This window comes from Streptomyces sp. NPDC017246, assembly GCF_044331325.1.
GTDB lineage: Bacteria > Actinomycetota > Actinomycetes > Streptomycetales > Streptomycetaceae > Streptomyces.
This window is the reverse complement of sequence record NZ_JBIRMW010000007.1, coordinates 135,788-157,196: the sequence shown is the minus strand read 5'-3', so window position 1 is coordinate 157,196 and position 21,409 is coordinate 135,788. Positions and strand designations below refer to the sequence as shown.

Genomic DNA, 21,409 nt, shown 5'->3' with positions numbered 1-21,409 from the left:
CGGGGAGCACGTCACGCACGGTCGGGGGCGGTCACGGGTGGTCGATGTCGGTCGGCCTCGGTCGGGTTCCGGGTCCGTTCGTCCCGCCGGTTCAGCTGCCGGTTCCGGTGCGGCCCCAGTCGGGGCCCGCCGCGGCCCAGGCACGGTCGAGGCGCGCGTACCGCATCAGCACGAGCCGGCGTACGGCGAGGCGGCGGACGGTCTCCACCATGAGGCCCGCCAGGAGCGCGGCGGTCACCCCGGCGATGATCGCGTGCGCCCGCGCCGTGTCGGGGTGCATGGGGGGCGCCACCGGCTGTCCGTGCCGGTCGGTCCAGAGCGGGAAGGCCGAACCGGGGGCGGAGTTCCGCCGGGCCGTGGTCACCGTCCCCGTACGGGCCGAGCCGTCGGGCGCGGTCCACCGGGCCACCACGGAGCGGCGCAGACGGTCCTCGCCGGCCGCCTCGGTGCTGGCCGGGGCGCTCGCCGGACGGTCTGCGGGGCGTACCACCCGGGCCGTCGTCGGTACGCGCTGTTCCTGCTGGGTGCGGACCGCGCGCTGGAGCGAGCCGTGGGCGGAGGCGCCGGCGGCCCAGCCGGTCAGGGGCGCCACGAGACAGAGCAGGGCGAGCGCCGCGAAGGCGACCCAGGCCTCGACGAGATCAGTGGTCCGGCGCAGGGGATTGTGCCGCCAGCGCCAGAGTCCGATGGCTGAGCGCACGCCGGAACCCTCTCGTCGTCCACCGTTCCTCCAACGAGTGTGCCCCGGGGGAGGGTTCCCCGCCTGTCGGGCAGGTGAAGTGTGACGGGAGTCCCCCGAGGGCCCGGTTCCCGGCCGGCTTCGGAGGGGGGCTTCCGCGGAGGTGTTCGGTGGGGGTGTTCCGTGGGGGTGTTCCGGGGGTGCTTCAGTCCAGGATCTTCACCTCGTCGCCGACCCGGACCGTGCCGGTGTGCTCGGGGACGAGGTTCTGGCCGAAGATGACCCGGCCGTCGTTCTTGCGGTGCCGGGCGAGCGTGCGCAGCGGTTCCTTGCCGCGCTCGGCGGTGAACTGGTTCGTGGTGGTGACGACACAGCGCCCGCAGGGCCGGGCGACCCGGAAGGTGACCTCTCCGACGGCGAGCCGTGTCCAGCCGTCCTCCGCCCAGGGCGCGGCTCCCTCGATCACCAGGTTCGGCCGGAACCGGTTCATCGGCAGGGGACCCTCGTGGGCGTGGTCTCCCTGCGCGATCAGTGAATTGAGGGCGTCGAGCGAGGACGCCGTGGTGACGAGCAGCGGATAGCCGTCCGCGAAGCTCACCGTCTCACCGGGCAGTGCGTAGTCCGGGTCGACCGGCCGCCGGTGTTCGGGCGCGTCCATGTGGACGAGCCGGAACTCGCCCTCCAGATACGCGGAGAGCCAGGCGGCCGCGACGGGGCCCGCCGGGACCGCCTCCACCGGCTTGTCGAAGATCTCCACCGTGAGCGTGGCCGAGGGGTGCGGTACCTCGACGGTCAGCGACGGCTGTCCGGGGGCGGACAGGGTGATCCCACCGCCCGGCAGCGGCTCCGCCGTGGCCAACGCCATCCGGGGGTGACGGCGTTGGGTCACGACCTTGCTCGCGGAGTCGACAACGGCCCAGCGGCGGTCTCCGGCCAGCCCCCAGGGCTGTACCTCGGCCTCCGTGCGGGCCAGCGCCCGCATGGCCTTCACCGGGTGGACGTGGACGGAGCGGAGCACAGGAGTCGGCATACGGTCATCCTGCCAGCCGCTCCGGACCCGACGTCGTCCGGTGTGCGAAAGCCGGTCAGTAACCCCCGCCCTGGTAGGGACGGTTGTACGGGTCGTCGTACTGCACGGGCGCGGGGGCGGGACGGGGCGCCGCCGGACGCATCGCCTCGTATCCCGCGGGGGCGGGACGGGCCTGCTGGGGGTACTGACCGCCCTGGTAGCCGCGCGGGGCCACCTGCTGCTGCGGGATGTACGGGGCGGGGGCGTGCTGCAGGGGCACCGGTGCCATCTGCGGCGTGGGCTGCGGGTATCCGTAGCCGTTGCCGTAGGAGGGCTGCGGGGTGGGCGCCGCCGGGAGGGCGGGCAGTGCCGCGGGGAGCGCCGGCAGATAGGAACCGCTCGAGGGGAAGCTGCTGCCGGTGTCGTAGGCGGCGGGCACTCGGATCGGGGCGATCTGAGGCGTGCCCCGCTCCGCGACCAGGGAGTCGTAGATCGGGGTGTCCGGGAAGGACGGCGCGGTGTGGTAACCGCCTCCATAGGTGGAGCGGGGGGAGGTCATGGCACATAAGTTAAGCCCACGATGTGCTGGTTGGGGAGCCTGATTAGAGGGTTGTTTGACGGGCTTCGTGAAGAAGTGGATCCCCAATCAGAGCGAACGTGACAAAAACGGGCGCCGATGAGTCTCAAGATCGTGTAAAAGCCGAGTTCGGAGGGGGTTACCGGCGGGTCGGGCGTCGCCCGCCGAGTCCGGGGACCCGGGCATGAAGAACACATAAAGAAAAAGTGCCGAGAGGGGGTGGGGGAAGTGATCATGGGCATGATTAAGCGTCAATCCGCGGATGCCCGGGGTGCTGTGTACGCGCCGAATTGACGGCGCTACTCCCTGTGTCGGAAAAACCATTTCCGTTACGCCGCGACAGCCCGGTCACCGGTCCTGTGCCGCCTCCGGGCGCGCGTACGTCCGGCCCTTCCACGCCGCACCGACGCCCCGATAGTGCCGCACCGCCGAGTCCACCGTCATCAGGAGATAGAGGAACGCGGTGAAGGGCAGCAGCGGAGCGAGCCACAGCGGCTGCCGGTAGTAGCGGAGCATCGGGACGTACGTCCCCGCCATCACCGCCCAGGCCACCCCACCCGCCCAGGCCGCCACCCCGCTCCCGCTCACCGCACCCGCCACCAGGGCCACGGGTGGCACCAGGTAGACGAGCACGAGCCCCGCCACCGTCCCCACGAGCAGCAGCGGGTTGTGCCGCAGCTGCGCGTACGCGCTCCGCGCGACCATCCGCCAGAGCTCGCCGAGCCCCGGATACGGGCGCACGCTGTCGACCCGCTCCGCGAGCCCCAGCCAGATCCGCCCACCGGCCCGCCGCACCGCCCGCGCCAGCGACACATCGTCGATCACCGCCTGCCGGATCGCCTCCGGCACGTCCGCGGCCACCGTCGTCTCCGTCCGCAGCAGCACACAGCCGCCCGCGGCGGCCGTCGCGAGCGGCCGCGCCCGGTTGATCCAGCGGAAGGGATAGAGCTGCGCGAAGAAGTAGACGAACGCCGGCACGACCAGACGCTCCCAGAGGGTCACCACCCGGAGCCGGGCCATCTGCGACACCAGATCCAGCTCGTACTCCACCGCCGCCGACACCAGAAGACGGAGGCTGTCCGCCTCATGAGCGATGTCCGCGTCCGTCAGGAGCAGGAACTCCGGTCCACGCGCGCGTGCCAGTGCCATGCCGTTCCGCAGCGCCCACAGCTTCCCCGTCCAGCCGGGCTCCGGCTCGCCCGGCGACACCACGGTCAGCGGCAGCCCCCCGTGGCGGGCTGTCAGCTCCGCGGCGAGCCTCCCCGTGCCGTCCGTACTCCCGTCGTCCACGAGGATCACCTCCGCGACGCCCGGATAGTCCTGCGCGAGCAGCGACGGCAGACTCAGCGGCAGCACCCCGGCCTCGTCCCGCGCGGGCACCACGACGGCCACGCGCGGCCACCGGTCCGGCTCCGCGCGGGTCAGCGACCTCCGGTCCGTCTCCGTGTGGTCCGTCTCCGTGTGTGCCGGCGGTCTCCGGTCCGTCCGGCGCTCCCCGGGTACGCCGCCGCGGGAGGCCGACGGCAGCCGCTGGTCCGTACGCCAGAAGAACCCCTGGCCCAGCAGCAGCCAGACCCAGACGGCCAGGGAACCGAGCGCGAACCAGGCGAGGGTGTCCATTCGCGGCAGTCTGCCCCAGAACAAGGGGGTCACAAGGCTCATCGGCTAGGGTGACCGGGTGAAGATCGCGCTCATGGACTCCGGAATCGGCCTCCTCCCGGCAGCGGCCGCGGTGCGGCGCCTCCGGCCGGACGCCGATCTGCTCCTCTCCAACGACCCCGACGGCATGCCCTGGGGACCGCGTACCTTCGAGGACCTCACGGAGCGCGCCCTGGCCGTCGCGCTCGCCGCCGCCGAGCACCGCCCCGCGGCGCTGATCGTGGCCTGCAACACCGCCACCGTGCACGCGCTGCCCGCCATCCGCGCCGCCCTCGAACCGGACATCCCCGTCATCGGCACCGTGCCCGCGATCAAGCCCGCCGCCGCCGGCGGCGGCAAGGTCGCCATCTGGGCCACCCCGGCCACCACCGGAAGCGCCTACCAGCGCGGGCTCATCCGCGACTTCGCCGACGGCGCCGAGGTCATCGAGGTGCCCTGCCCGGGACTCGCCGACGCCGTGGAGTACGTCGACCCCGAGGCCGTGGACCGGGCCGTCACCGCGGCCGCCGCACTCACCCCCCGCGACGTCCGCTCCCTCGTCCTCGGCTGCACCCACTACGAACTGGTCGAGGACCAGATCCTCGCCGCCCTCGAAGCCCGCGGCCGGGACGGACTGCCCCCGCTCGTCTTCCACGGCTCGGCCGACGCCGTCGCCGCACAGGCCCTGCGCCGCATCGGCGCCGAACCCGCCCCCGACGCGGACCCCACCGGAACCCTCTCCGTCCTGCTCTCCGGACGCCCCGGACCGCTCCCCGCCACCGCCCTCGGCTACGCCGAAGGACGCCTCCTGGGGGCGGCCGCGCCCGCTCACTGAGCGGGGAGCCCCGACGCCGCTCGCAGCGGTACGGGCGAGAGCCCGGTGGATCACGGAGCGTGTGCGGACGGCCTCGCTCCGGCGGGCTGTCCCGACGGAACCTGGGTACTCTTCCCGATATGAGGGAGCATGCCCCGAATCAGCACGCCGACAAGCCGCCCGCCGTCTGGACCGGCCGTGCCACGAACCGCTTCCAGTGGCTCGCGGCGGCCGCCGGTGCCGCCTGTATGGCTCTCGGCATCACGCTGGCCGTCGAATCGGCCTGGACCTCGGGCATCGCACCCCTTCTGATGGCCGTCATCGGCTGTGTCGCCGCCGGACTGCTCGTCCTCTTCGGCACGCTCGCCTTCGTCCATGTGGCCGTGAAGGTCGACGACCACGCCATGGAGGTCCGCTGCGGCCACATCGGCGTGCCGCGCCGCCGTATCCCCCTCTCCCTTGTCGTCGGCGCCGACTTCGAGCCGAGCGTCACCCCGCGGCAGTGGGGCGGCTGGGGATACCGCTGGCGCCCCGAGCAGGGGACGGCGGTGATCGTCCGGCGCGGCGAGGGCCTGATCCTCCGCCTCGGCGACGGACGGACGTTCACCGTCACCGTCGACGACGCCGAGTCCGCGGTCCTCTTCATCCGCGGCCACCTCCGCCACATGGCCCCGCCCGCCCCGCCCACACCGACCGGCGTGTGAACCACGCCGATGCCGGGGGCCGATGCCGGGGCCGGTGACTTCGGAGCCGGTGACGTCGGGAGTCGGTGACGCCCGGAGTCGGTGACGCCCGGAGTCGCGAAGCCCCCGAGCCCCCAAGCCCCGAGCCCCCGAGCCCCGGAGTCCCGAAGCCGCGGAGTCCCGGCGTCCGGGCAGGTCATCCGGGCCGCGCGCCCGGCCCCACCGCCCGCCCGGTCGACAGGAACGACCCGTAGACTCCGCAAGGTGAGCGCCACCATCACCCCCGTCGACGCGTCCGGTACCGACACCGCACCCACGCCGGGTTCCCGGCTGCGGCGGTTCGTGCGGCCCGGGGCGGCTCTGCTGTCCGGGTTCCTGCTCTACCTGAGCTTCCCGCCGCGCCCCCTGTGGTGGCTCGCGCTGCCCGCCTTCGCCCTGCTGGGCTGGAGCCTGCGGGGCCGCCGTCTCCGCGCCGGCTTCGGTCTCGGCTATCTCGCCGGGCTCGGCTTCCTGCTGCCGCTCCTCGTCTGGACCGGCGAGGAGGTGGGCGCCGGCCCCTGGCTGGCCCTCGCCGCCCTGGAGGCACTGTTCGTCGCCGCCGCGGGCCTCGGCATCGCGGCCGTCTCCCGGCTCCCGTGGTGGCCGGTCTTCGCCGCCGGGGTGTGGATCCTCGCGGAGGCGGCACGCGCGCGCGTGCCGTTCGGCGGCTTCCCCTGGGGCAAGATCGCCTTCGGCCAGGCGGACGGGGTCTTCCTGCCCCTCGCGGCGGTCGGCGGCACCCCCGTGCTCGGCTTCGCCGTCGCCCTCTGCGGCTTCGGCCTGTACGAGACGTACCGGCAGATCCAGGTCCACCGCGCCACCGGCACCGTCCCGCGCGGCCCGCTCGCCGCCGCCGCCCTCTCCGTCCTCGTCCCGGTCACCGGCGCCCTCGCGGCGCTGCCCCTGGTCGACGACTCCGCCGAGGACGGCACCGCCACCGTCGCCGCCGTCCAGGGCAACGTGCCCCGTCTCGGCCTCGACTTCAACTCCCAGCGCCGGGCCGTCCTGGACAACCACGTCGCCCGTACACGCGAACTCGCCGAGGACGTCAAGGCGGGCCGCGCGCCGCAGCCCGACTTCGTGCTCTGGCCCGAGAACTCCTCCGACATCGACCCGTACGCGAACCCCGACGCGGCCGAGGTCATCGACGGTGCCGTCCGGGCGATCGGCGTGCCGACCGTCGTCGGCGCGGTCGTCGCACCCCCGACCGGCAAGCTCCGCAACACGCTCATCGAGTGGGACCCGGACCGGGGCCCCGTCGACACCTACGACAAGCGGCACGTCCAGCCCTTCGGCGAGTACATCCCGATGCGGTCCGTCGTCCGTGTCTTCAACAGCAACGTCGACCGGGTGAGCCGCGACTTCGGCGCCGGCACGAAGATCGGTGTCTTCGACCTGGCCGGCACCAAGGTCGGACTCGCCACCTGCTACGAGGCGGCCTTCGACTGGGCCGTGCGCGACACGGTCACCCACGGCGCCCAGCTCATCTCGGTCCCCAGCAACAACGCCACCTTCGGCCGCAGCGAGATGACCTACCAGCAGCTCGCGATGTCGCGGGTGCGGGCCGTCGAACACAGCCGCTCGGTGGTCGTGCCCGTCACCAGCGGGGTCAGCGCGGTCATCCGCCCCGACGGCGAGATCGTCGCGGAGACGAAGATGTTCACCCCGGACGTCCTGGTCGAGAAGGTGCCGCTGCGCTCCTCGCTGACCCCGGCGACCCGGATGGGCACCCTGCCGGAGGCGCTGCTCGTGGCGCTCGCGGCGGCCGGCCTCGGCTGGTCGGCGTTCCGTTCGGTACGGGCCCGGCGCACCCGCGCGGAGTGAGGCGGGGCCGCCCGGGGTCCGTACCGAACGTGATCTAGGGTCGAGTGCATGGCTACCCCTGACTTCATCCGGGCCCTGCGCGAGACAGCCGGCCACCAGCTCCTCTTCCTGCCCGGGGTGAGCGCCGTCGTCTTCGACGACCGGGGCCGGGTGCTGCTCGGACGGCGCGCCGACAACGGGCGCTGGGCGATCATCGGAGGCATCGTCGAACCCGGCGAGCAGCCCGCAGACTGCGCGGTGCGCGAGGTGTACGAGGAGACCGCCGTACGCGTCGAGGTCGAGCGGATCGTGCTCGTCGAGACCCTCCGTAAGCCCGTCGTCTACCCCAACGGCGACCACTGCCAGTTCATGGACGTGTCGTTCCGCTGCCGCGCGGTGGGCGGTGAGGCCCGTGTGAACGACGACGAGTCCACCGAGGTGGGCTGGTTCGACGTGGACGACCTGCCGGAGATGAAGCGATTCTCGTACCTGCGGATCGAGAAGGCGCTGGCCGACGAACCCACATGGTTCCGCACCACAGCAACCAGCTGAACTATGGGCTCGAAACACATCGGTGGGGGAGTGGCCCCTTCATAGGGTGCGGAGCATGAGCGCCTCCATCACCGCCCTCGACGCCGTACCGGGTCCCGATTCCGCGTCCGGCCTTGGTTCCCCCGCCGCCGCACCCCGGCCCCGCGCCGTCACCCTCGACCTCACCGGCCGCACCGCGCTCGTCACCGGCGCGGCCGGCGGAATCGGGCGCGCCTGCGCCCTGCGGCTCGCCGCCGCGGGGGCCCGGGTCAGAGCCGTCGACCGGGCGGCCGAGGGCCTGGAGACGCTGGCCGAGGAGGCCGCCGTACTCCCCGGGACCCTCGAACCCCGGCTCCTCGACCTCACCGACCTGGACGCCGCGGAGGCGGCCGCCGACGGCGCCGACATCCTCGTCAACAACGCCGGACTCCAGCTCGTCCGCCCCATCCAGGAGTTCCCCCCGGACGTCTTCCACACCGTGCTCACGGTGATGCTGGAAGCGCCCTTCCGGCTCATCCGGGGCGCCCTGCCCCACATGTACGCCCAGGGCTGGGGCCGGATCGTCAACATCTCCTCCGTCCACGGGCTGCGCGCCTCCGCCTTCAAGTCCGCGTATGTGGCCGCCAAACACGGTCTGGAGGGTCTCTCCAAGACCGCCGCACTCGAAGGCGCCCCGCACGGGGTCACCTCCAACTGCGTCAACCCCGGCTATGTGCGCACCCCGCTCGTCGAGCGGCAGATCGCCGACCAGGCCGCCGCCCACGGCATCCCGCCGGAGCGCGTCCTCCCCGAGGTCCTGCTGAAGGACTCGGCGCTCAAGCGGCTCATCGAACCCGACGAGATCGCCGAGGCCGTCCTCTACCTCTGCACCCCGCAGGCCTCGTTCATCACCGGCACCTCCCTCACCCTCGACGGCGGCTGGACCGCTCACTGAGGGATACCCCTGATGTCCCTGTGAAGGTTGTCCACAGGGGTGGTGCGACCACACGTTCGGCAGGTATCCCTGTGTCCATGTCCCACGAACACGTCTCCTATCTCGAACTCCTCGCCCGAGGAGCCGCGACGGAGGCCTACGACAGGCCCGTGCTGCTCGCCCGTGCGAGCGGCGCGGGCCCCGAGGAGCTGGCCGGGCTCGAAGAGGCCAAGCACCTCGCCCTGCGGGTCCGGGCCGAGCTGGAGGGGCGGCGACGGCGCGAGGCGGAACTCTCCGCTCTCTTCGAGACCGCCCACGACCTCGCGGGACTCCGCGACCTGGACGCCGTGCTGCGCGCCATCGTCCAGCGCGCCCGCTCGCTCCTCGGCACCGAGGTGGCCTATCTGAGCCTCAACGACCCGGCCGCGGGCGACACGTACATGCGGGTCACCGAGGGTTCCGTCTCCGCGCGCTTCCAGCAGGTGCGGCTGGGCATGGGCGAGGGCCTCGGCGGGCTCGTCGCCCAGACCGCCCGCCCGTACGTCACCGCCAACTACTTCGACGACGCGCGTTTCCAGCACACCCGGACGATCGACACGGCCGTACGCGACGAGGGCCTCGTCGCCATCCTCGGCGTGCCGCTCAGCCTCGGCAGCCAGGTCATCGGCGTCCTCTTCGCAGCCGACCGCAGGGCCAGGGTCTTCGAGCGCGAGCAGGTCGCGCTGCTGTGCTCCTTCGCCGCCCACGCCGCCGTCGCCATCGACACGGCCAACCTCCTCGCGGAGACCCGCTCGGCCCTCGCGGAGCTGGAGCGCGCCAACGACATCATCCGCGAGCACAGCGGCGTCATCGAGCGGGCCTCGGAGGTCCACGACCGGCTCTCCGAGCTCGTCCTGCACGGCGGAGGCGTCCACGACGTGGCCGACGCCGTCTCCGAAGTCCTCGGCGGCACCGTCGAGTTCACCGACGAGGGGGCCGGGACCGCCCGCCGCGCCGGGGGCCACGCGGTCCGCGAGGGCGAGGACTGGATCGCCGACGTCTCCGCCGGAGGCGAGAGCCTGGGCGCCCTGGTCCTCCACGGCCACCCCGACCTCGACCCGGTCGACCAGCGCACCCTGGAGCGGGCCGCCCTGGTCACGTCCCTGCTCCTGCTCGCCCGCCGCTCCGCGGGCGAGGCCGAGCAGCGGGTACGGGGCGAGCTCCTCGACGACCTCCTGGACGCCCCCGACCGGGACCGGAGCCTGCTCCGGGAGCGCGCCGCCCGGCTCCGTACCGACAGCGCGGCCCCGCACGTGGTGCTCGCCGCCCGGATCGACCGGGCCGGCGCCGCCGCCGACACCGATGCCGGCGGACGCGAGAGCGCCGACCGGCAGCGCCTCTGGTCGGCGGCCACCCACCTGGCGGCCACCCGCCACGGGCTCGCCTCGGCCCGCGACGGCGGAACGGTCCTGCTGCTGCCCCTCGGCCCCGGTGAGAGCGCCGCCGACCTCGCCCGGCAGACCGCGCGGAACCTTGGCGGCACCCTGCGCGAACCCGTCACCGTCGGTGCCTCCGCCCCCGTACGGGCCCCGCTGGACCACCCGGACCAGGTCGCCGTCGCGTACGAGGAGGCCCGCCGCTGCCTCGACGCGCTCCGGCTGCTGCACCGCTCGGGCCAGGGCGCCGCCGCCGAGGACCTCGGCTTCCTCGGCCTGCTCCTCGCCGACGGCCGGGACATCGACGGCTTCGTCGAGCGGACCGTCGGCCAGGTCGTCGCCTACGACCGCCGCAGGGGCACCGACCTGGTGCGGACCCTGGACGCCTACTTCGCGAGCGGCATGAGCCCGGCCCGTACGAAGGACGAACTCCACGTCCACGTCAACACGGTGGCCCAGCGCCTGGAACGGGTCGGCCGACTCCTCGGCCCGGACTGGCAGTCCCCGGCCCGCGCGCTGGAGATCCAGCTGGCACTGCGCCTGCACGCCCTGTCGGACGCGGTGACGGGAAAGTGAACGCGGCCCCCGGCCCCGCTCGTCGACGAGCGGGGCCGGGGGCCGCGTACGGGAGTCGTGCGTCTCAGGCGTCGACGCCGACCTTGGCATCGGCGGGGGTCCGCTCCTCGATCTCCCCGAGGTCACGGTCGCGGGTCTCCTTGGCGCAGGCGATGGCGACCACGGTGAGCAGCGCGGCGGCGATCACGTACAGGGCGATCGGCGTCGAGTCGCCGTAGTCGGCGAGCAGCGCGGTCGCGATGAGCGGGGCGGGCGCGCCGGCGGCCACGGAGGAGAACTGGGCGCCGATGGAGGCACCGGAGTAGCGCATCCGGGTCGCGAACATCTCGGAGAAGAAGGCGGCCTGCGGCGCGTACATCGCCCCGTGCAGGATCAGACCGACGGTGACCGCGAGCAGCAGGCTGCCGAAGGTGCCCCGGTCGATGAGCGTGAAGAACGGGAACATCCAGGCACCGACACCGACCGCGCCGATGAGGTACACGGGACGGCGGCCGATCCGGTCGGACAGCGCGCCCCAGAGCGGGATGACCACGAAGTGGACGGCGGAACCGATGAGGACCGCGTTCAGCGCGGTCTGCTTGGAGAGGCCGACCTGCGTGGTCGCGTACACCAGGATGAACGCGGTGATCACGTAGTACGAGATGTTCTCCGCCATGCGGGCGCCCATCGCGATCAGCACATCGCGCCAGTGGTGACGCAGCACCGCGACCAGCGGCATCTTCTCGGCCTGCCCGGCGACCGCCTTGCGCTCCTCGGCGGCGGCGAGGGCCGCCTTGAAGACGGGCGACTCGTCGACGGAGAGCCGGATCCAGAGGCCGACGATCACCAGCACACCGGAGAGCAGGAAGGGAATGCGCCAGCCCCAGGAGACGAAGGAGTCTTCGGAGAGCAGCGCGGTCAGCGCGGACAGCACACCGGTCGCGAGCAACTGCCCGGCGGGCGCGCCGGTCTGCGGCCAGGAGGCCCAGAACCCGCGCCGCTTGGCGTCCCCGTGCTCGGACACGAGCAGGACGGCCCCGCCCCACTCACCGCCGAGCGCGAACCCCTGCACGAGCCGCAGCACGGTCAACAGCACCGGAGCGGCGGCCCCGACGGTCGCGTGCGTCGGCAACAGCCCGATGGCGAACGTCGCCCCGCCCATCAGCAGCAGGCTCACCACCAGCAGCTTCTTCCGCCCGAGCCGGTCCCCGTAGTGCCCGAACACCAGCGCCCCGAGGGGCCGGGCGGCGAACCCGACCGCGTACGTCAGGAAGGACAGCAGGGTCCCGACCAGCGGATCGGACTCGGGAAAGAACAGCTTGTTGAACACGAGCGCGGCGGCGGACCCGTACAGGAAGAAGTCGTACCACTCGATGGTGGTGCCGATGAGGCTGGCGGCGACGATTCTCTTGAGGGATCCGGGTGGCGTCGGGGAGGTTGTTGCGGCGGCCATGTGCACCACTTCCAGGCATGTGCGGGGACGTTTCGGTGTCGCCACACCGTAGGAAGCCGCAGGTCACGGGCGTATGTGGTGGGACACCATAGTTCGACGCCCCCGCATGCGCCCGGCATCCATGGCCCCTCTTCGTGGCCTCGCGGAGCCCCCGCGGTGGCCGAACTAGTTCCTGTCCGTACTGCGCTGATCGGGGATGACTTGGGACCACCGTGCTGACTCCCGTGCTGGGTTCGTGCTGGCTGAAACCCCATGTCAGCAACCGTGCTCACCTCTCCCGTGCTGACTTGGTGCTGACTACGGAGAGTGGAACCTGTGCACATGGGGCGGACCGGGCGCGGTTGGGTCTGAATCCTTGGCGCTGCGGCACATCCGGCTGGGGCAGGTGTTGGCCGAGTACGGGCGGATCGGCGAGACCGTGGACCTGATGCGGACGGCCGCCCCCCGGCGCGACCCAGACGCCGCCCGGCTCGACGAGGACGCCGAGGAGCAGGCGGGAGTCGCGGGTCTCAGCCCGCTCAGGCGGTCGTCGGGTTCGCCGGTCCGGCGGCGTTGCGGTGTTCGGCGTTGATGCGCTGGGCTTCTTCGAGCTGGTCTTCGAGAACGACGATGCGGCAGGCCGCCTCGATCGGGGTGCCCTGGTCGACGAGCTCGCGGGCGCGGGCGGCGATGCGCAGCTGGTAGCGGGAGTAGCGGCGGTGTCCGCCGGCGGAGCGCAGCGGGGTGATGAGGCGGGCTTCGCCGATGGCGCGGAGGAAGCCCTGGGTGGTGCCGAGCATTTCGGCGGCTCGGCCCATCGTGTATGCGGGGTAGTCGTCGTCGTCGAGACGGCCGAAGGAATCGTCTGCTGTCATGTCACCTCTCTGTGCAACGCGCGGAGGGGCCCGGGCGCTTGTTCGCGCCCGGGCCCCGAAGGAACTGCTATACCATCTGCCGGCCCTGGTGCTGCGCCGGCCTTCTGTTTCCGCCTGCCCGACCTTGATGCTGTCGGGGGTGCGGGGATCGCGGTTGCTTGACCGGAGACCACCTCACTATCGATGTCCTGCGGTACCCGGACTCTTACAATCCGTCCGGGCGATCCTGATGGCGCCTGTTCCTCCGATTCTTCCCTCTGAATGAACTGCCTTACCGATGGGGACTGCGTACTGCTGATACCGCGAACTGCTGGTGACCTGTACGAGCGTCACTCTTCGGCAGCCAGCCCCGTCGCCCGTCCTGCGTCTGCTCTGGCTTAGAACCCCACTGCCGAACCTCCCGGTGCGCGCGCCCGCAGCCGACGCCTTCACCGAGGTACCGCTCACTTCACTGCTGGGTACTGCCACTGCGTCAACCGCTGTCGGCGGCCCCTGATGACTGCGGGCCGCCCGGTCCGGTCGCCAGTCCCGTCGCCGTCCTGCAACTGCTCCGGCTTCGAAACTCCGCCACCGCACCGTCCTGCAACTACCTGTACTGCTGCCCGGCAGTTCGTCTCTGCCGGGCCCTTCGATCTCTCTGGGTTACGAGAGAAACCATAACCACACCACCACCCAATGTCTACTCCGGCCAACACAGATTTTCGCGTGTCCGGTGGAGAGGTAATCGGCTCCCGCCGGGAAGGCCGCACGGCGGGCCCCACCTGGCCTATCTGTCTCGGGGCGGGGCAGAAGAACCGGGCGCAGGCAGACAGGCTTCAACGATCAGAGACCAGATGGACCCGATGAACGTCGATGTCGCAGCAGGCCGGACTGCGGACTCCTCCGCCGAAAAAGGGCCTACTGGGCGGTGCAGCCGCCGTCGACGGGCAGGTCGGCGAGGGCGACCCGCACTTCGGGGCGGGCGAAGGCGAGGGCGGTGGCCCGGCCGATGCCGGAGGGGCACCGGTGACGAAGGTGGTCTTGCCGTGGAAGCGAGGTGCGACTGTGCGTGGTGGGGGTCAGTCCTCTGCGGGCGTTGTCGTGCGTCTGCTTTCGAGGGCGCGCAGGGATTCGGCGAGGGCGGTGTGGTGGGCATCGAGATAGGGACGCATGCCGGCCAGGGGCGCGATGAGCTCGGCGGCATCGGCTGTGCCGAGAGCGGCGTGCAGGGCGATCTGGGCTGAGCGCGCTTCGGGCGCGAGGTGGGTGAGGGCGGTGATCTGTCCGGCGATGCGGCGCAGGTCGGCGGCGTTGGCGCGGGCCCAGGTGGCGGTGGCGCGTTCGGCGGCTCTGGCCTGGCGTGTGGCTGTCACGCGCTGTTCGCCGGTGGTGCCGCCGGTGCCGGGGCGGCCGCGGAGGTAGCGGCGTTCGGCGGCTTGGCGGCTGGCGACGCCGAGCGGCGCGGCGAGGTCGGACCAGCTGGCGCCGGCGTCGCGGGCGGTTTCGATCAGGCCCGTCTCCCATCCGGCGAGCTGCTCGCGCACCCGCCGGAGCAGCATGAGGGAGGCCAGCGCCTGCTCGGGGCCGGGGCCGGCGGGGTCGGGGGTTTCGTGCTGGGCATCGCGCAGTGCGTCGTCCACGGCGGCAAGGGCCGCTGCGGCTGCGAGAAAGGACGCCGGGCTGTGAGCGTCGGTGTGGGTCGTGGATGGCTGGTCGGCTGCGGTCACGGGCACCTCCACGGTCTGTCATCAGGTGGACGACACCACGTTTGTCATCCAATGGATGACATGTTACAACGGTGTCAGTGCAGCGCATTGGCAGCAACCGCTCGAACCTGCTGGAGGTGTTTTCACGATGTTGATGCGCACTGACCCCTTCCGTGAGCTGGACCGGATGGCGCAGCAGCTGATGGCCTCGGGTACCTGGTCGAAGCCGTCGGTGATGCCGATGGACGCCTACCGCGAAGGCGACGAGTACGTGGTGGCCTTCGATATTCCCGGCGTGAGCCCGGACGCGCTCGACATCGACGTCGAGCGGAACATGCTCACCGTCAAGGCCGAGCGGCGGCCGGTGGCGAAGGCCGGTGACGTACAGATGGAACTGTCCGAGCGGCCGCTGGGCGTCTTCTCCCGCCAGATCGTGCTCGCCGACACCCTGGACACCGAGCACATCAAGGCCGACTACGACGCGGGCGTGCTCACCCTGCGCATCCCGATCGCCGAGCGCGCCAAGCCCCGCAAGATCTCCATTGACGTCGGCTCCGGCCACAGGGAGATCTCCGGCTGACACCGGCCGGACCGGTGCGGAGGGCGGATACCTGATCTCCCCCTCCCCGCCCTCCGCACCTTCGTGGACAGCCTGACGACACAAAGGGGTGACGGCCGATGGCCTTGCGACGCGAAGCGTTCCTCGAGCAGGTGAAGGAACGCGGCCAATACGACACTGTGGTCGAAGCCGAGCGTGCGGCCCGCGTAGTGCTGGCCCTGCTCGGCGCGCACCTGGTCGGCGAGATCCGCGCTCAGCTCGCGGCACGCTTGCCAGAGACCTTCGCTCTGATCTTGCTCAACCCGTTGCAGAGCTCTGAGCCGCTGCCCCCGGAGCGCTTCGTCCGCGCGACCGCCGCGTGGATCGAGGGCGCCACCGAGCAGACCGCTACCTGGGACATCGGTGCCGTGCTGTCCACCGTCGCCGACACAGCAGGCGAAGACCTACTGGGGCAGATCCTGCTCCAGCTGCCCGTCGGCTACGACCTTCTCTTCGGCCGCCCCCAGCCCACCTGACCTGCACAGGGGCTGCCTGCACCAGCCGCCCCCCTCTCTATGAAAGGCATGCACCGCGATGATCTCCGACATGCGCGTACCGCTTGAGCACCAGCAGCCGTACTCGACGGCGTACGAGCAGATGCTGGAGAAGGTCCGTTACGAGGGCGCCTACCCCACGCGCGAGCGGGCCGACGAAGCCGTCCGTCTGGTCCTCGCGGGATTCGGACGTCAGCTGACGGGTGACGAACGCGTCGACCTGGCTCGCTGCCTGCCCTTCGAAGCCGCTCGCGTGCTGACCACACAGATCCCCGACCCCCAGCCGCTGACCGGCTGGGCCTTCGTCAAGGACCTCGCCGCCCGTTCCGGCGCCTCCCTGGCGACCACCCGATGGGACACCGGCTCCGTCTTCGCCGCCGTCACCGACCGCGCCGGCACCGACCTGATCACCCGCATCCTTCACCAGCTCCCCACCGGCTGGTCCCTGCTGTTCGGCCAGGCAGAACTCACCGCCGCCGCGTAGACCACCCCCGGCCAGCCCCCGTTGAGCCGGCTCCGACGGAGCCCACCAAGCCGGGGCCGTGACGGACCGACGCACCGCCTCAGTCCGTCACGGTCAGCTCTGGCAGGCTCGCGTGAGTGAGGACTCCGGCCAGGTCGGTCGCACGACGCGGATGCCGGCCGCGACGGAGCGGGCCACGGACTCCGGCGCGATGCGACGCCGGCGCACGGCCTTGGCTTACACGGCCGGCGGTACGTGGGCGGGGTCGGGTTCGGCCGTGGTCTCCAGCGGGGTGGGCACGAGGTACTGGCCTCGTTCGGCCATCTGCGCGCGGAGTTCGTCGGTCAGGGCGTAGCCGTGCTCGATGCTGCGCACCCCGGAGTGAACGGCTGCGGCGATTCCGGGGCTCCCCGATCGCGTGCACCGCGACGGGCAGGCCCCCGTATGCCTCGGCCTCCTCGACGGAGGCGCGGACCATGTCGGGTCGCAGGCCGAGCCAGTCGGGCTGGTCGTGCGGGGAGGTGACTCCTCCGCTGGCGGCGAGTTTGATGCAGTCGGCGCCGGCGGCGACGAGGGCGCGTACTCGGGTGCGGATGTCGTCGACGGTGTCGACGATCCCGGGCGGGCTGCCGGGGAAGGCGACGGCGGCTTGGAGGGCGTCGATGCCGCCGGGTAGACGGAAGTCGGCGTGGCCGGCGGTCTGGCTGAGCATGCTCATGGCGACGAGGAGTCGGGGTCCGGCGGTGCGCCGTTCGGCCACCGCGCGGCGGAAGCCGGCGTCGAGCCCATGAGGTCGCGTGCCGTCGTCACCCCGTTGTGCAGGGTGGTCCGGAGCCGTTCGAGCACCCTCAGCGTGCGGTAGCTGACGAGCTCTCCGGCGCCGGCCAGCGGGTTCGCTGCGGGGCCGGGTAGGGCGAAGTGCACGTGCGTGTCGATGAAGCCCGGGCAGACGGTCCGTCCGCCGAGGTCCACGCGGGTCGCGCGGCGCAGGTCGGGTGCCTCGTGAGCCGGGCCGCACCAGCGGATGAGCGCGTCCTCGACGACCAGGATTCCGTCGGGGACCGGTGGGGCGCCGGTGCCGTCGATGATCCGGATGTTGTGCAGGACGACGGGGGTCGGGTTCACGACGATCCTTCAGGGGCACGGCGGCGGATAGGAGATCGTGCCCCGGCAGGATCTCGCCTTCGGGGATCTCGCGGCGTGTGCCGACCAGCATCGCCCGGGCCTGCCCGTACGACAGCCGGGCGAACCCGGTGCCCGGGCAGACGTCACACGCACTGAGCACCTCTCCCAGCACGCCGCGCCCCTGCCCATCGGCGAGAAGACGGGACCGGCCGCCACGTCCGCCCGCACCTCCTGGCGCAACCGCTCCCTGCGCGGCGCCAGCCAAGCCGGACTGGTCAACAACCTCAACGACGGTCTGACCTGGGGCGTCTTCCCCCTCCTCTTCACGGACCACGGCCTCGGCCCATGCGCTCGCCCGGTGTGGCTGGCCAACGCTGAGGATGAAGCGGAGGCGTTCGGACGGGGCGTAGTCGAGGCGAGGGATCCTGACCCAGGAGTTCTTCACCGTCGACACCGACCACACTGCCGCACCAGCCGGTCCTGGCCGGCCACCAGCAGACCCCCGAGCGGCACCGGTCCCACTCCGAGGAACCCTGAGCGGGCAGGCAGAGCGGAGGGGCGCGCGTGGCGGCCCCGGCCATCGCGGAGCATCCTGGAAGCCGCACCGCGATGCCGTCGGATCCGGCTCCTCGGCACCGGACCAGGGCGTCGCCCCGCCGCCCGCCTGGAGGTCCCGGATGACCGGACGGTACGAGGGCCGGGATCCCGACCGCTCGGAGAGCTTCGGGGAGATGCTGCTTGGCGGGTTCCTGGACCAGGCTCACGCGCTGCCGCCCGACCGGGTGGGGCCGGCCCTCGCCGACGCGGTCGCCCGGCTCGGGGGACGGGAGGCACAGATCCTTCTCCAGGACTACGGGCAGCAGGATCTGGTCCCCCTCGCCGGGGACGGGCTGGAGGGCGGCGATTCCCTGCCCATCGACGATTCGGCGGCCGGCCGCTGCTTCCTCACCTCGCGCCCGGTCGAGGTGCCGCTGGCCGACGGGGTGCGGGTCCACGTTCCGCTGCTGGACGGAGGCGACCAGGCCGGTGTCCTGGCCGTCACCCTGGACGCGGTCGACGACGACGTTCGTCGCATCCTGCGCAGGCTCGCGGCCGTGGCCGCCGACACCATGCAGACCAAGAACGGCTACACCGACCTCTTCTTCCGCACCCGCCGCAGCGAACCGATGAGCGTCGCCGCCGAGATCCAGTGGTCCCTCCTGCCACCGCTCGCCATGACGATGCCTCGCGTCGCCGTCTCCGGAGTCCTGGAACCCGCCTACGACGTGGCCGGCGACAGCTTCGACTACGCCCTCAACGGCGACATCCTCCACCTCGCCATGATCGACGCCATGGGCCATGGCCTGGACGCGGCGACCATGGCGACCGTCGCCATCGGCGCCTACCGGCAAGCCCGCCGCACCAGCGTCGAACTGTCCGAGATCTACCTCTTCATGGACCAGGCCGTCGCCGAACAGTTCGCCCCCGACCACTTCGTCACCGCGCAGATGCTGCGGCTCGACACCGACACCGGCCGCCTCCAGTGGGTCAACGCCGGACACCCCGCCCCCATGCTGATCCGCGACCACCGCGTCGTACGCCGCCTGAACAGCCCCACGACCCTCCCCGTCGGCTTCGGCGGCGATCAGCCGAAGGTCAGCGAAGTGACCCTCATGCCCGGGGACCACATCCTCTGCTTCACCGACGGCCTGGTCGAAGAACACCAGAGCGGCCAGGACGAGTTCGGCGAGGACCAGCTGATCGACTGGGTCCACCGGCTGGACCAGGCCGACCGGAGCGTACGGGCCGTGGCACGCGATCTGTCCCACACACTCAGACGGGCCCGCGGCGAGACCACCACCGACGACGCCACCCTCGTCCTGCTCGAATGGCGCGGATGACGGAGCCTCCGCGCGTTCTGCGGTACCGCCCACGGGAAAACCGGCCCACGTGGCCGGGTTGCGAGCGGCGGGTCGTCAAGCGGGAGAGTGCAGGAATTCCAGTGCCTTCGCCACGAACTCGTCGTGGTATTGGAAGATCCCTCCGTGTCCGGCGTCGGGGTAGAGGGGAACGAGTTCGCCTCGGGGCAGGCGTGTGGCCAGGTCGAGGGTGTTCTCGCTCGGTACCATCCGGTCGCTCTCGCCGTTCGCCACCAGGACGGGGTGGCCGATGCGAGAGAGGTCCGTCGGCGGCTGGCGGCCCCATCGGCGGATGGCCTTGAGCTGGGCGCGGAAAGACGACAGTGAAATGGCCTTGTCGCGATCCTCCGTGCGTTCCTTCAGCCGCTCCAGGAAGGCCCGTCCTGCCCGTCGGCCGCCTTCGGTGTCGGTGAAGAAGAGAAACTGCTTCGGGTCCTGGCGGGTCAGGGCGCCTTTCAGGGTGTCGCGCAGGGTGAGTGCTGTGACCTTGTCGATGCCGAGGCCTCCGGCGGGGCCTGTGCCGGCGAGGATGAGCCTGCGGACGAGCTGCGGTTCCTCGGCTGCGATGACCTGGGCGATGAAGCCGCCCATCGACAGGCCGAGCAGGTCGACCCGGTCGAGGCCGAGGGCCCGGATGAACAGCACCGCGTCGCGAGCCATGGCCTCAACCGTGTCGGGCGTGGAGCCGCCTGACGCGCCCACCCCGCGGTTGTCGAAGGTGATCACTCGGCGGCGGGTGGCGAGTCCGTCGACGACCCGTGGATCCCAGTTGTCCAGGACCGCGGCCAGGTGGTTCAGCAGGATCAGCGGGACGCCGTCCTGCGGACCGAGTTGCCGGTAGACGAAATCCACACCGCGTACGGACACGGAACGAGTCGGCGCGTGCTTGTACGACGTCGGGGCGGGGGCGGGGGAACTCCGTGGTCCACTCATGATCGGCTCCTGCAGATGGTGGGGGGCTTCGCCAGTCCTCCGGTGAGGTCCTGGCCTGGCATGTCAGGTCATCGTGACGACGACCTTTCCGGCCTTCGCGCGGCCCTTTTCGACGTACTCCATGGCTTCCCGGGTCTGGTCGAACGGGAAGACGCGGTCGACGACCGGGCGGATCTTTCCGGCGTCGACAAGCGTGGTGATGTCGCGTAGCTGGTCGCCGCTGGCCTTCATGAACAGGAAGGAGTACGTCACGCCGCGGCGCTGGGCGCGGCGCCGGGTCCTGAAGCTCAGCGCGCTCATCACCAGCCGAAGGACCGCGTTCGCGCCCAGCTCACGGGCGAAGGCGGCGTCGGGAGGGCCCGCGACGCTGATGACCGTTCCGCCGGGCTTGAGCACCCGCAGCGACTTCTCCAGCGTGTCGCCGCCGAGGGTGTCCAGGACGACGTCGTAGCCGTCGAGGACCGAGGCGAAGTCCTGCTTCCTGTAGTCGACGACGATGTCGGCGCCCAGCTCCTTGACCAGGTCGACCTTGGCGGTGCTCGCGGTGGTGGCCACGTGCGCGCCCAGGTGCTTGGCCAGCTGAATGGCGATGGTGCCGACGCCGCCGGAGCCGGCGTGGATCAGGACCTTCTGGCCCGGCCGCACGTGTGCCCGCTCCACCAGTGCCTGCCAGGCGGTCAGGGCGACCAGGGGAAGGGACGCGGCCTCCTCCATGGTGAGCGTGGCCGGTTTGACCGCCACGTCGTCCTGGTGGACGGAGATGAGTTCGGCGAAGGTGCCGATGCGATCCTTGTCGGGCCGCGCGTAGACCTCGTCGCCCACCGTGAACCGCGTGACGGACGATCCCACCTCGACCACGACCCCGGCGAGGTCGTTGCCCAGGACGAGCGGGAGACGGTAGGGCAGGATCGCCTTGAAGTCCCCGTCGCGGAGCTTGAGGTCGAGCGGGTTGACGCTCGCCGCGTGGATCCGGACCAGCACGTCGTCGGCGCCCACCTGTGGGTCGGGCATTTCACCGGCGTGCGTGCCGGGCTTGTCGCCGTACCGTTCGACCACGAAGGCCCTCATCGTTGTCTCCGTTCCTCGTCTCCCCGGGGGGACGATCTCTGTCGGCCTGGGCTTCTTCCAGTACGACACGCTTTGTCGCGTTTGTTTATGTATGGGGGACCCTCTCGCCGGGGCCCTGGCAGAAAGGAAGATCCGTGGTCGCCGGCGCGGCATCCGCCGTGGGCCGGGCTGGGGCGGCGCAC

Annotated in this window: 21 protein-coding genes; 10 read left to right on the top strand and 11 right to left on the bottom strand. The window is 71.7% G+C overall.

Features of this window, described 5'->3' with window-relative positions; all coding sequences use genetic code 11:
- Nucleotides 1-91: 91 nt before the first annotated feature.
- The 4 genes from ACH4MY_RS18240 to ACH4MY_RS18225 form a co-directional block, all read right to left on the bottom strand.
- A complete protein-coding gene (locus ACH4MY_RS18240; RefSeq protein ID WP_398004147.1) occupies nucleotides 92-700 on the bottom strand; it encodes a hypothetical protein in 609 nt (202 codons plus the stop codon).
- A 184-nt stretch (nucleotides 701-884) separates the two neighbouring features.
- The gene (locus ACH4MY_RS18235; RefSeq protein WP_398004146.1) at nucleotides 885-1,709 is read right to left on the bottom strand and encodes an MOSC domain-containing protein; all 825 of its coding nucleotides are present in this window, start codon (nucleotides 1,707-1,709) and stop codon (nucleotides 885-887) included.
- Nucleotides 1,710-1,764: 55 nt separating this feature from the next.
- Nucleotides 1,765-2,247: a DUF6643 family protein gene (locus tag ACH4MY_RS18230; RefSeq protein ID WP_398004144.1), complete on the bottom strand. Its 483-nt coding sequence runs from the start codon at nucleotides 2,245-2,247 to the stop codon at nucleotides 1,765-1,767.
- A gap of 366 nt (nucleotides 2,248-2,613) precedes the next feature.
- Nucleotides 2,614-3,885: a glycosyltransferase gene (locus ACH4MY_RS18225; RefSeq protein WP_398004143.1), complete on the bottom strand. Its 1,272-nt coding sequence runs from the start codon at nucleotides 3,883-3,885 to the stop codon at nucleotides 2,614-2,616.
- A 58-nt stretch (nucleotides 3,886-3,943) separates the two neighbouring features.
- Here ACH4MY_RS18225 and ACH4MY_RS18220 point away from each other — a divergent pair, with 58 nt between their 5' ends.
- The 6 genes from ACH4MY_RS18220 (at nucleotide 3,944) to ACH4MY_RS18195 (ending at nucleotide 10,677) form a co-directional block, all read left to right on the top strand.
- The gene (locus tag ACH4MY_RS18220) at nucleotides 3,944-4,738 is read left to right on the top strand and encodes a glutamate racemase (RefSeq protein WP_398004141.1); all 795 of its coding nucleotides are present in this window, start codon (nucleotides 3,944-3,946) and stop codon (nucleotides 4,736-4,738) included.
- Between the two features lie 119 nt (nucleotides 4,739-4,857).
- Nucleotides 4,858-5,421: a hypothetical protein gene (locus tag ACH4MY_RS18215; protein WP_398004140.1), complete on the top strand. Its 564-nt coding sequence runs from the start codon at nucleotides 4,858-4,860 to the stop codon at nucleotides 5,419-5,421.
- Nucleotides 5,422-5,664: 243 nt separating this feature from the next.
- Nucleotides 5,665-7,263, top strand: coding sequence for an apolipoprotein N-acyltransferase (gene lnt / locus ACH4MY_RS18210; RefSeq protein ID WP_398004138.1), 1,599 nt, complete (start codon nucleotides 5,665-5,667; stop codon nucleotides 7,261-7,263).
- Nucleotides 7,264-7,311: 48 nt separating this feature from the next.
- Nucleotides 7,312-7,794 (top strand): NUDIX hydrolase, encoded by a 483-nt coding sequence (locus ACH4MY_RS18205; protein ID WP_398004136.1) that lies wholly within the window; start codon nucleotides 7,312-7,314, stop codon nucleotides 7,792-7,794.
- A gap of 55 nt (nucleotides 7,795-7,849) precedes the next feature.
- Nucleotides 7,850-8,707: a 3-hydroxybutyrate dehydrogenase gene (locus tag ACH4MY_RS18200; protein ID WP_398004134.1), complete on the top strand. Its 858-nt coding sequence runs from the start codon at nucleotides 7,850-7,852 to the stop codon at nucleotides 8,705-8,707.
- A 77-nt stretch (nucleotides 8,708-8,784) separates the two neighbouring features.
- The gene (locus tag ACH4MY_RS18195) at nucleotides 8,785-10,677 is read left to right on the top strand and encodes a helix-turn-helix domain-containing protein (RefSeq protein WP_398004133.1); all 1,893 of its coding nucleotides are present in this window, start codon (nucleotides 8,785-8,787) and stop codon (nucleotides 10,675-10,677) included.
- A 64-nt stretch (nucleotides 10,678-10,741) separates the two neighbouring features.
- Here the strand turns inward: ACH4MY_RS18195 and ACH4MY_RS18190 are convergent, their stop codons facing one another.
- The 3 genes from ACH4MY_RS18190 to ACH4MY_RS18180 form a co-directional block, all read right to left on the bottom strand.
- Nucleotides 10,742-12,109 (bottom strand): MFS transporter, encoded by a 1,368-nt coding sequence (locus ACH4MY_RS18190; RefSeq protein WP_398004131.1) that lies wholly within the window; start codon nucleotides 12,107-12,109, stop codon nucleotides 10,742-10,744.
- A gap of 518 nt (nucleotides 12,110-12,627) precedes the next feature.
- A complete protein-coding gene (locus ACH4MY_RS18185) occupies nucleotides 12,628-12,963 on the bottom strand; it encodes a MerR family transcriptional regulator (protein ID WP_398004129.1) in 336 nt (111 codons plus the stop codon).
- Nucleotides 12,964-14,021: 1,058 nt separating this feature from the next.
- Nucleotides 14,022-14,669 carry a type III effector protein gene (locus tag ACH4MY_RS18180; protein ID WP_398004127.1) on the bottom strand — a complete coding sequence of 216 codons (648 nt, stop codon included), beginning with the start codon at nucleotides 14,667-14,669 and terminating at the stop codon, nucleotides 14,022-14,024.
- Nucleotides 14,670-14,796: 127 nt separating this feature from the next.
- On the opposite strand from ACH4MY_RS18180, the gene ACH4MY_RS18175 reads away from it, so the two are divergent.
- From ACH4MY_RS18175 to ACH4MY_RS18165, 3 genes are all read left to right on the top strand, one after another.
- Entirely contained in the window at nucleotides 14,797-15,228 is a 432-nt protein-coding gene (locus ACH4MY_RS18175) for an Hsp20/alpha crystallin family protein (protein ID WP_398004125.1), read from the top strand.
- 98 nt (nucleotides 15,229-15,326) lie between these two features.
- Complete coding sequence (locus ACH4MY_RS18170; RefSeq protein ID WP_398004123.1) at nucleotides 15,327-15,722, top strand: DUF2267 domain-containing protein; 396 nt, start codon at nucleotides 15,327-15,329, stop codon at nucleotides 15,720-15,722.
- Between the two features lie 58 nt (nucleotides 15,723-15,780).
- Nucleotides 15,781-16,224, top strand: coding sequence for a DUF2267 domain-containing protein (locus ACH4MY_RS18165; protein WP_398004122.1), 444 nt, complete (start codon nucleotides 15,781-15,783; stop codon nucleotides 16,222-16,224).
- A gap of 216 nt (nucleotides 16,225-16,440) precedes the next feature.
- Here ACH4MY_RS18165 and ACH4MY_RS18160 read toward each other — a convergent pair whose 3' ends face one another.
- Together ACH4MY_RS18160 and ACH4MY_RS18155 are read right to left on the bottom strand one after the other, a co-directional pair.
- The gene (locus ACH4MY_RS18160) at nucleotides 16,441-16,578 is read right to left on the bottom strand and encodes a hypothetical protein (protein ID WP_398004120.1); all 138 of its coding nucleotides are present in this window, start codon (nucleotides 16,576-16,578) and stop codon (nucleotides 16,441-16,443) included.
- Between the two features lie 339 nt (nucleotides 16,579-16,917).
- Nucleotides 16,918-17,328, bottom strand: a complete 411-nt coding sequence (locus ACH4MY_RS18155) for a hypothetical protein (protein ID WP_398004119.1) — start codon at nucleotides 17,326-17,328, stop codon at nucleotides 16,918-16,920.
- 677 nt (nucleotides 17,329-18,005) lie between these two features.
- Between ACH4MY_RS18155 and ACH4MY_RS18150 the strand changes: the two genes are divergently transcribed.
- On the top strand, nucleotides 18,006-19,208 hold the full coding sequence (locus tag ACH4MY_RS18150) for a PP2C family protein-serine/threonine phosphatase (RefSeq protein ID WP_398004117.1): 1,203 nt from the start codon (nucleotides 18,006-18,008) through the stop codon (nucleotides 19,206-19,208).
- Between the two features lie 75 nt (nucleotides 19,209-19,283).
- Here the strand turns inward: ACH4MY_RS18150 and ACH4MY_RS18145 are convergent, their stop codons facing one another.
- Both ACH4MY_RS18145 and ACH4MY_RS18140 read right to left on the bottom strand, forming a co-directional pair.
- Nucleotides 19,284-20,159 carry an alpha/beta fold hydrolase gene (locus ACH4MY_RS18145; RefSeq protein ID WP_398004115.1) on the bottom strand — a complete coding sequence of 292 codons (876 nt, stop codon included), beginning with the start codon at nucleotides 20,157-20,159 and terminating at the stop codon, nucleotides 19,284-19,286.
- Between the two features lie 63 nt (nucleotides 20,160-20,222).
- The gene (locus ACH4MY_RS18140) at nucleotides 20,223-21,227 is read right to left on the bottom strand and encodes an NADP-dependent oxidoreductase (protein ID WP_398004113.1); all 1,005 of its coding nucleotides are present in this window, start codon (nucleotides 21,225-21,227) and stop codon (nucleotides 20,223-20,225) included.
- Nucleotides 21,228-21,409 lie beyond the last annotated feature (182 nt).

Bases quoted from the DNA above. Each gene is read 5' to 3' on its own strand.
- ACH4MY_RS18165 (WP_398004122.1), top strand. From the start codon at position 15,781: ATGATCTCCGACATGCGCGTACCGCTTGAGCACCAGCAGCCGTACTCG.
- ACH4MY_RS18195 (WP_398004133.1), top strand. From the start codon at position 8,785: ATGTCCCACGAACACGTCTCCTATCTCGAACTCCTCGCCCGAGGAGCC.
- ACH4MY_RS18145 (WP_398004115.1), bottom strand. From the start codon at position 20,159: ATGAGTGGACCACGGAGTTCCCCCGCCCCCGCCCCGACGTCGTACAAG.
- ACH4MY_RS18185 (WP_398004129.1), bottom strand. From the start codon at position 12,963: ATGACAGCAGACGATTCCTTCGGCCGTCTCGACGACGACGACTACCCC.
- ACH4MY_RS18215 (WP_398004140.1), top strand. From the start codon at position 4,858: ATGAGGGAGCATGCCCCGAATCAGCACGCCGACAAGCCGCCCGCCGTC.
- ACH4MY_RS18190 (WP_398004131.1), bottom strand. From the start codon at position 12,109: ATGGCCGCCGCAACAACCTCCCCGACGCCACCCGGATCCCTCAAGAGA.
- ACH4MY_RS18225 (WP_398004143.1), bottom strand. From the start codon at position 3,885: ATGGACACCCTCGCCTGGTTCGCGCTCGGTTCCCTGGCCGTCTGGGTC.
- ACH4MY_RS18175 (WP_398004125.1), top strand. From the start codon at position 14,797: ATGTTGATGCGCACTGACCCCTTCCGTGAGCTGGACCGGATGGCGCAG.
- ACH4MY_RS18205 (WP_398004136.1), top strand. From the start codon at position 7,312: ATGGCTACCCCTGACTTCATCCGGGCCCTGCGCGAGACAGCCGGCCAC.
- ACH4MY_RS18140 (WP_398004113.1), bottom strand. From the start codon at position 21,227: ATGAGGGCCTTCGTGGTCGAACGGTACGGCGACAAGCCCGGCACGCAC.
- ACH4MY_RS18200 (WP_398004134.1), top strand. From the start codon at position 7,850: ATGAGCGCCTCCATCACCGCCCTCGACGCCGTACCGGGTCCCGATTCC.
- ACH4MY_RS18235 (WP_398004146.1), bottom strand. From the start codon at position 1,709: ATGCCGACTCCTGTGCTCCGCTCCGTCCACGTCCACCCGGTGAAGGCC.
- ACH4MY_RS18170 (WP_398004123.1), top strand. From the start codon at position 15,327: ATGGCCTTGCGACGCGAAGCGTTCCTCGAGCAGGTGAAGGAACGCGGC.
- ACH4MY_RS18150 (WP_398004117.1), top strand. From the start codon at position 18,006: ATGACCGGACGGTACGAGGGCCGGGATCCCGACCGCTCGGAGAGCTTC.
- ACH4MY_RS18230 (WP_398004144.1), bottom strand. From the start codon at position 2,247: ATGACCTCCCCCCGCTCCACCTATGGAGGCGGTTACCACACCGCGCCG.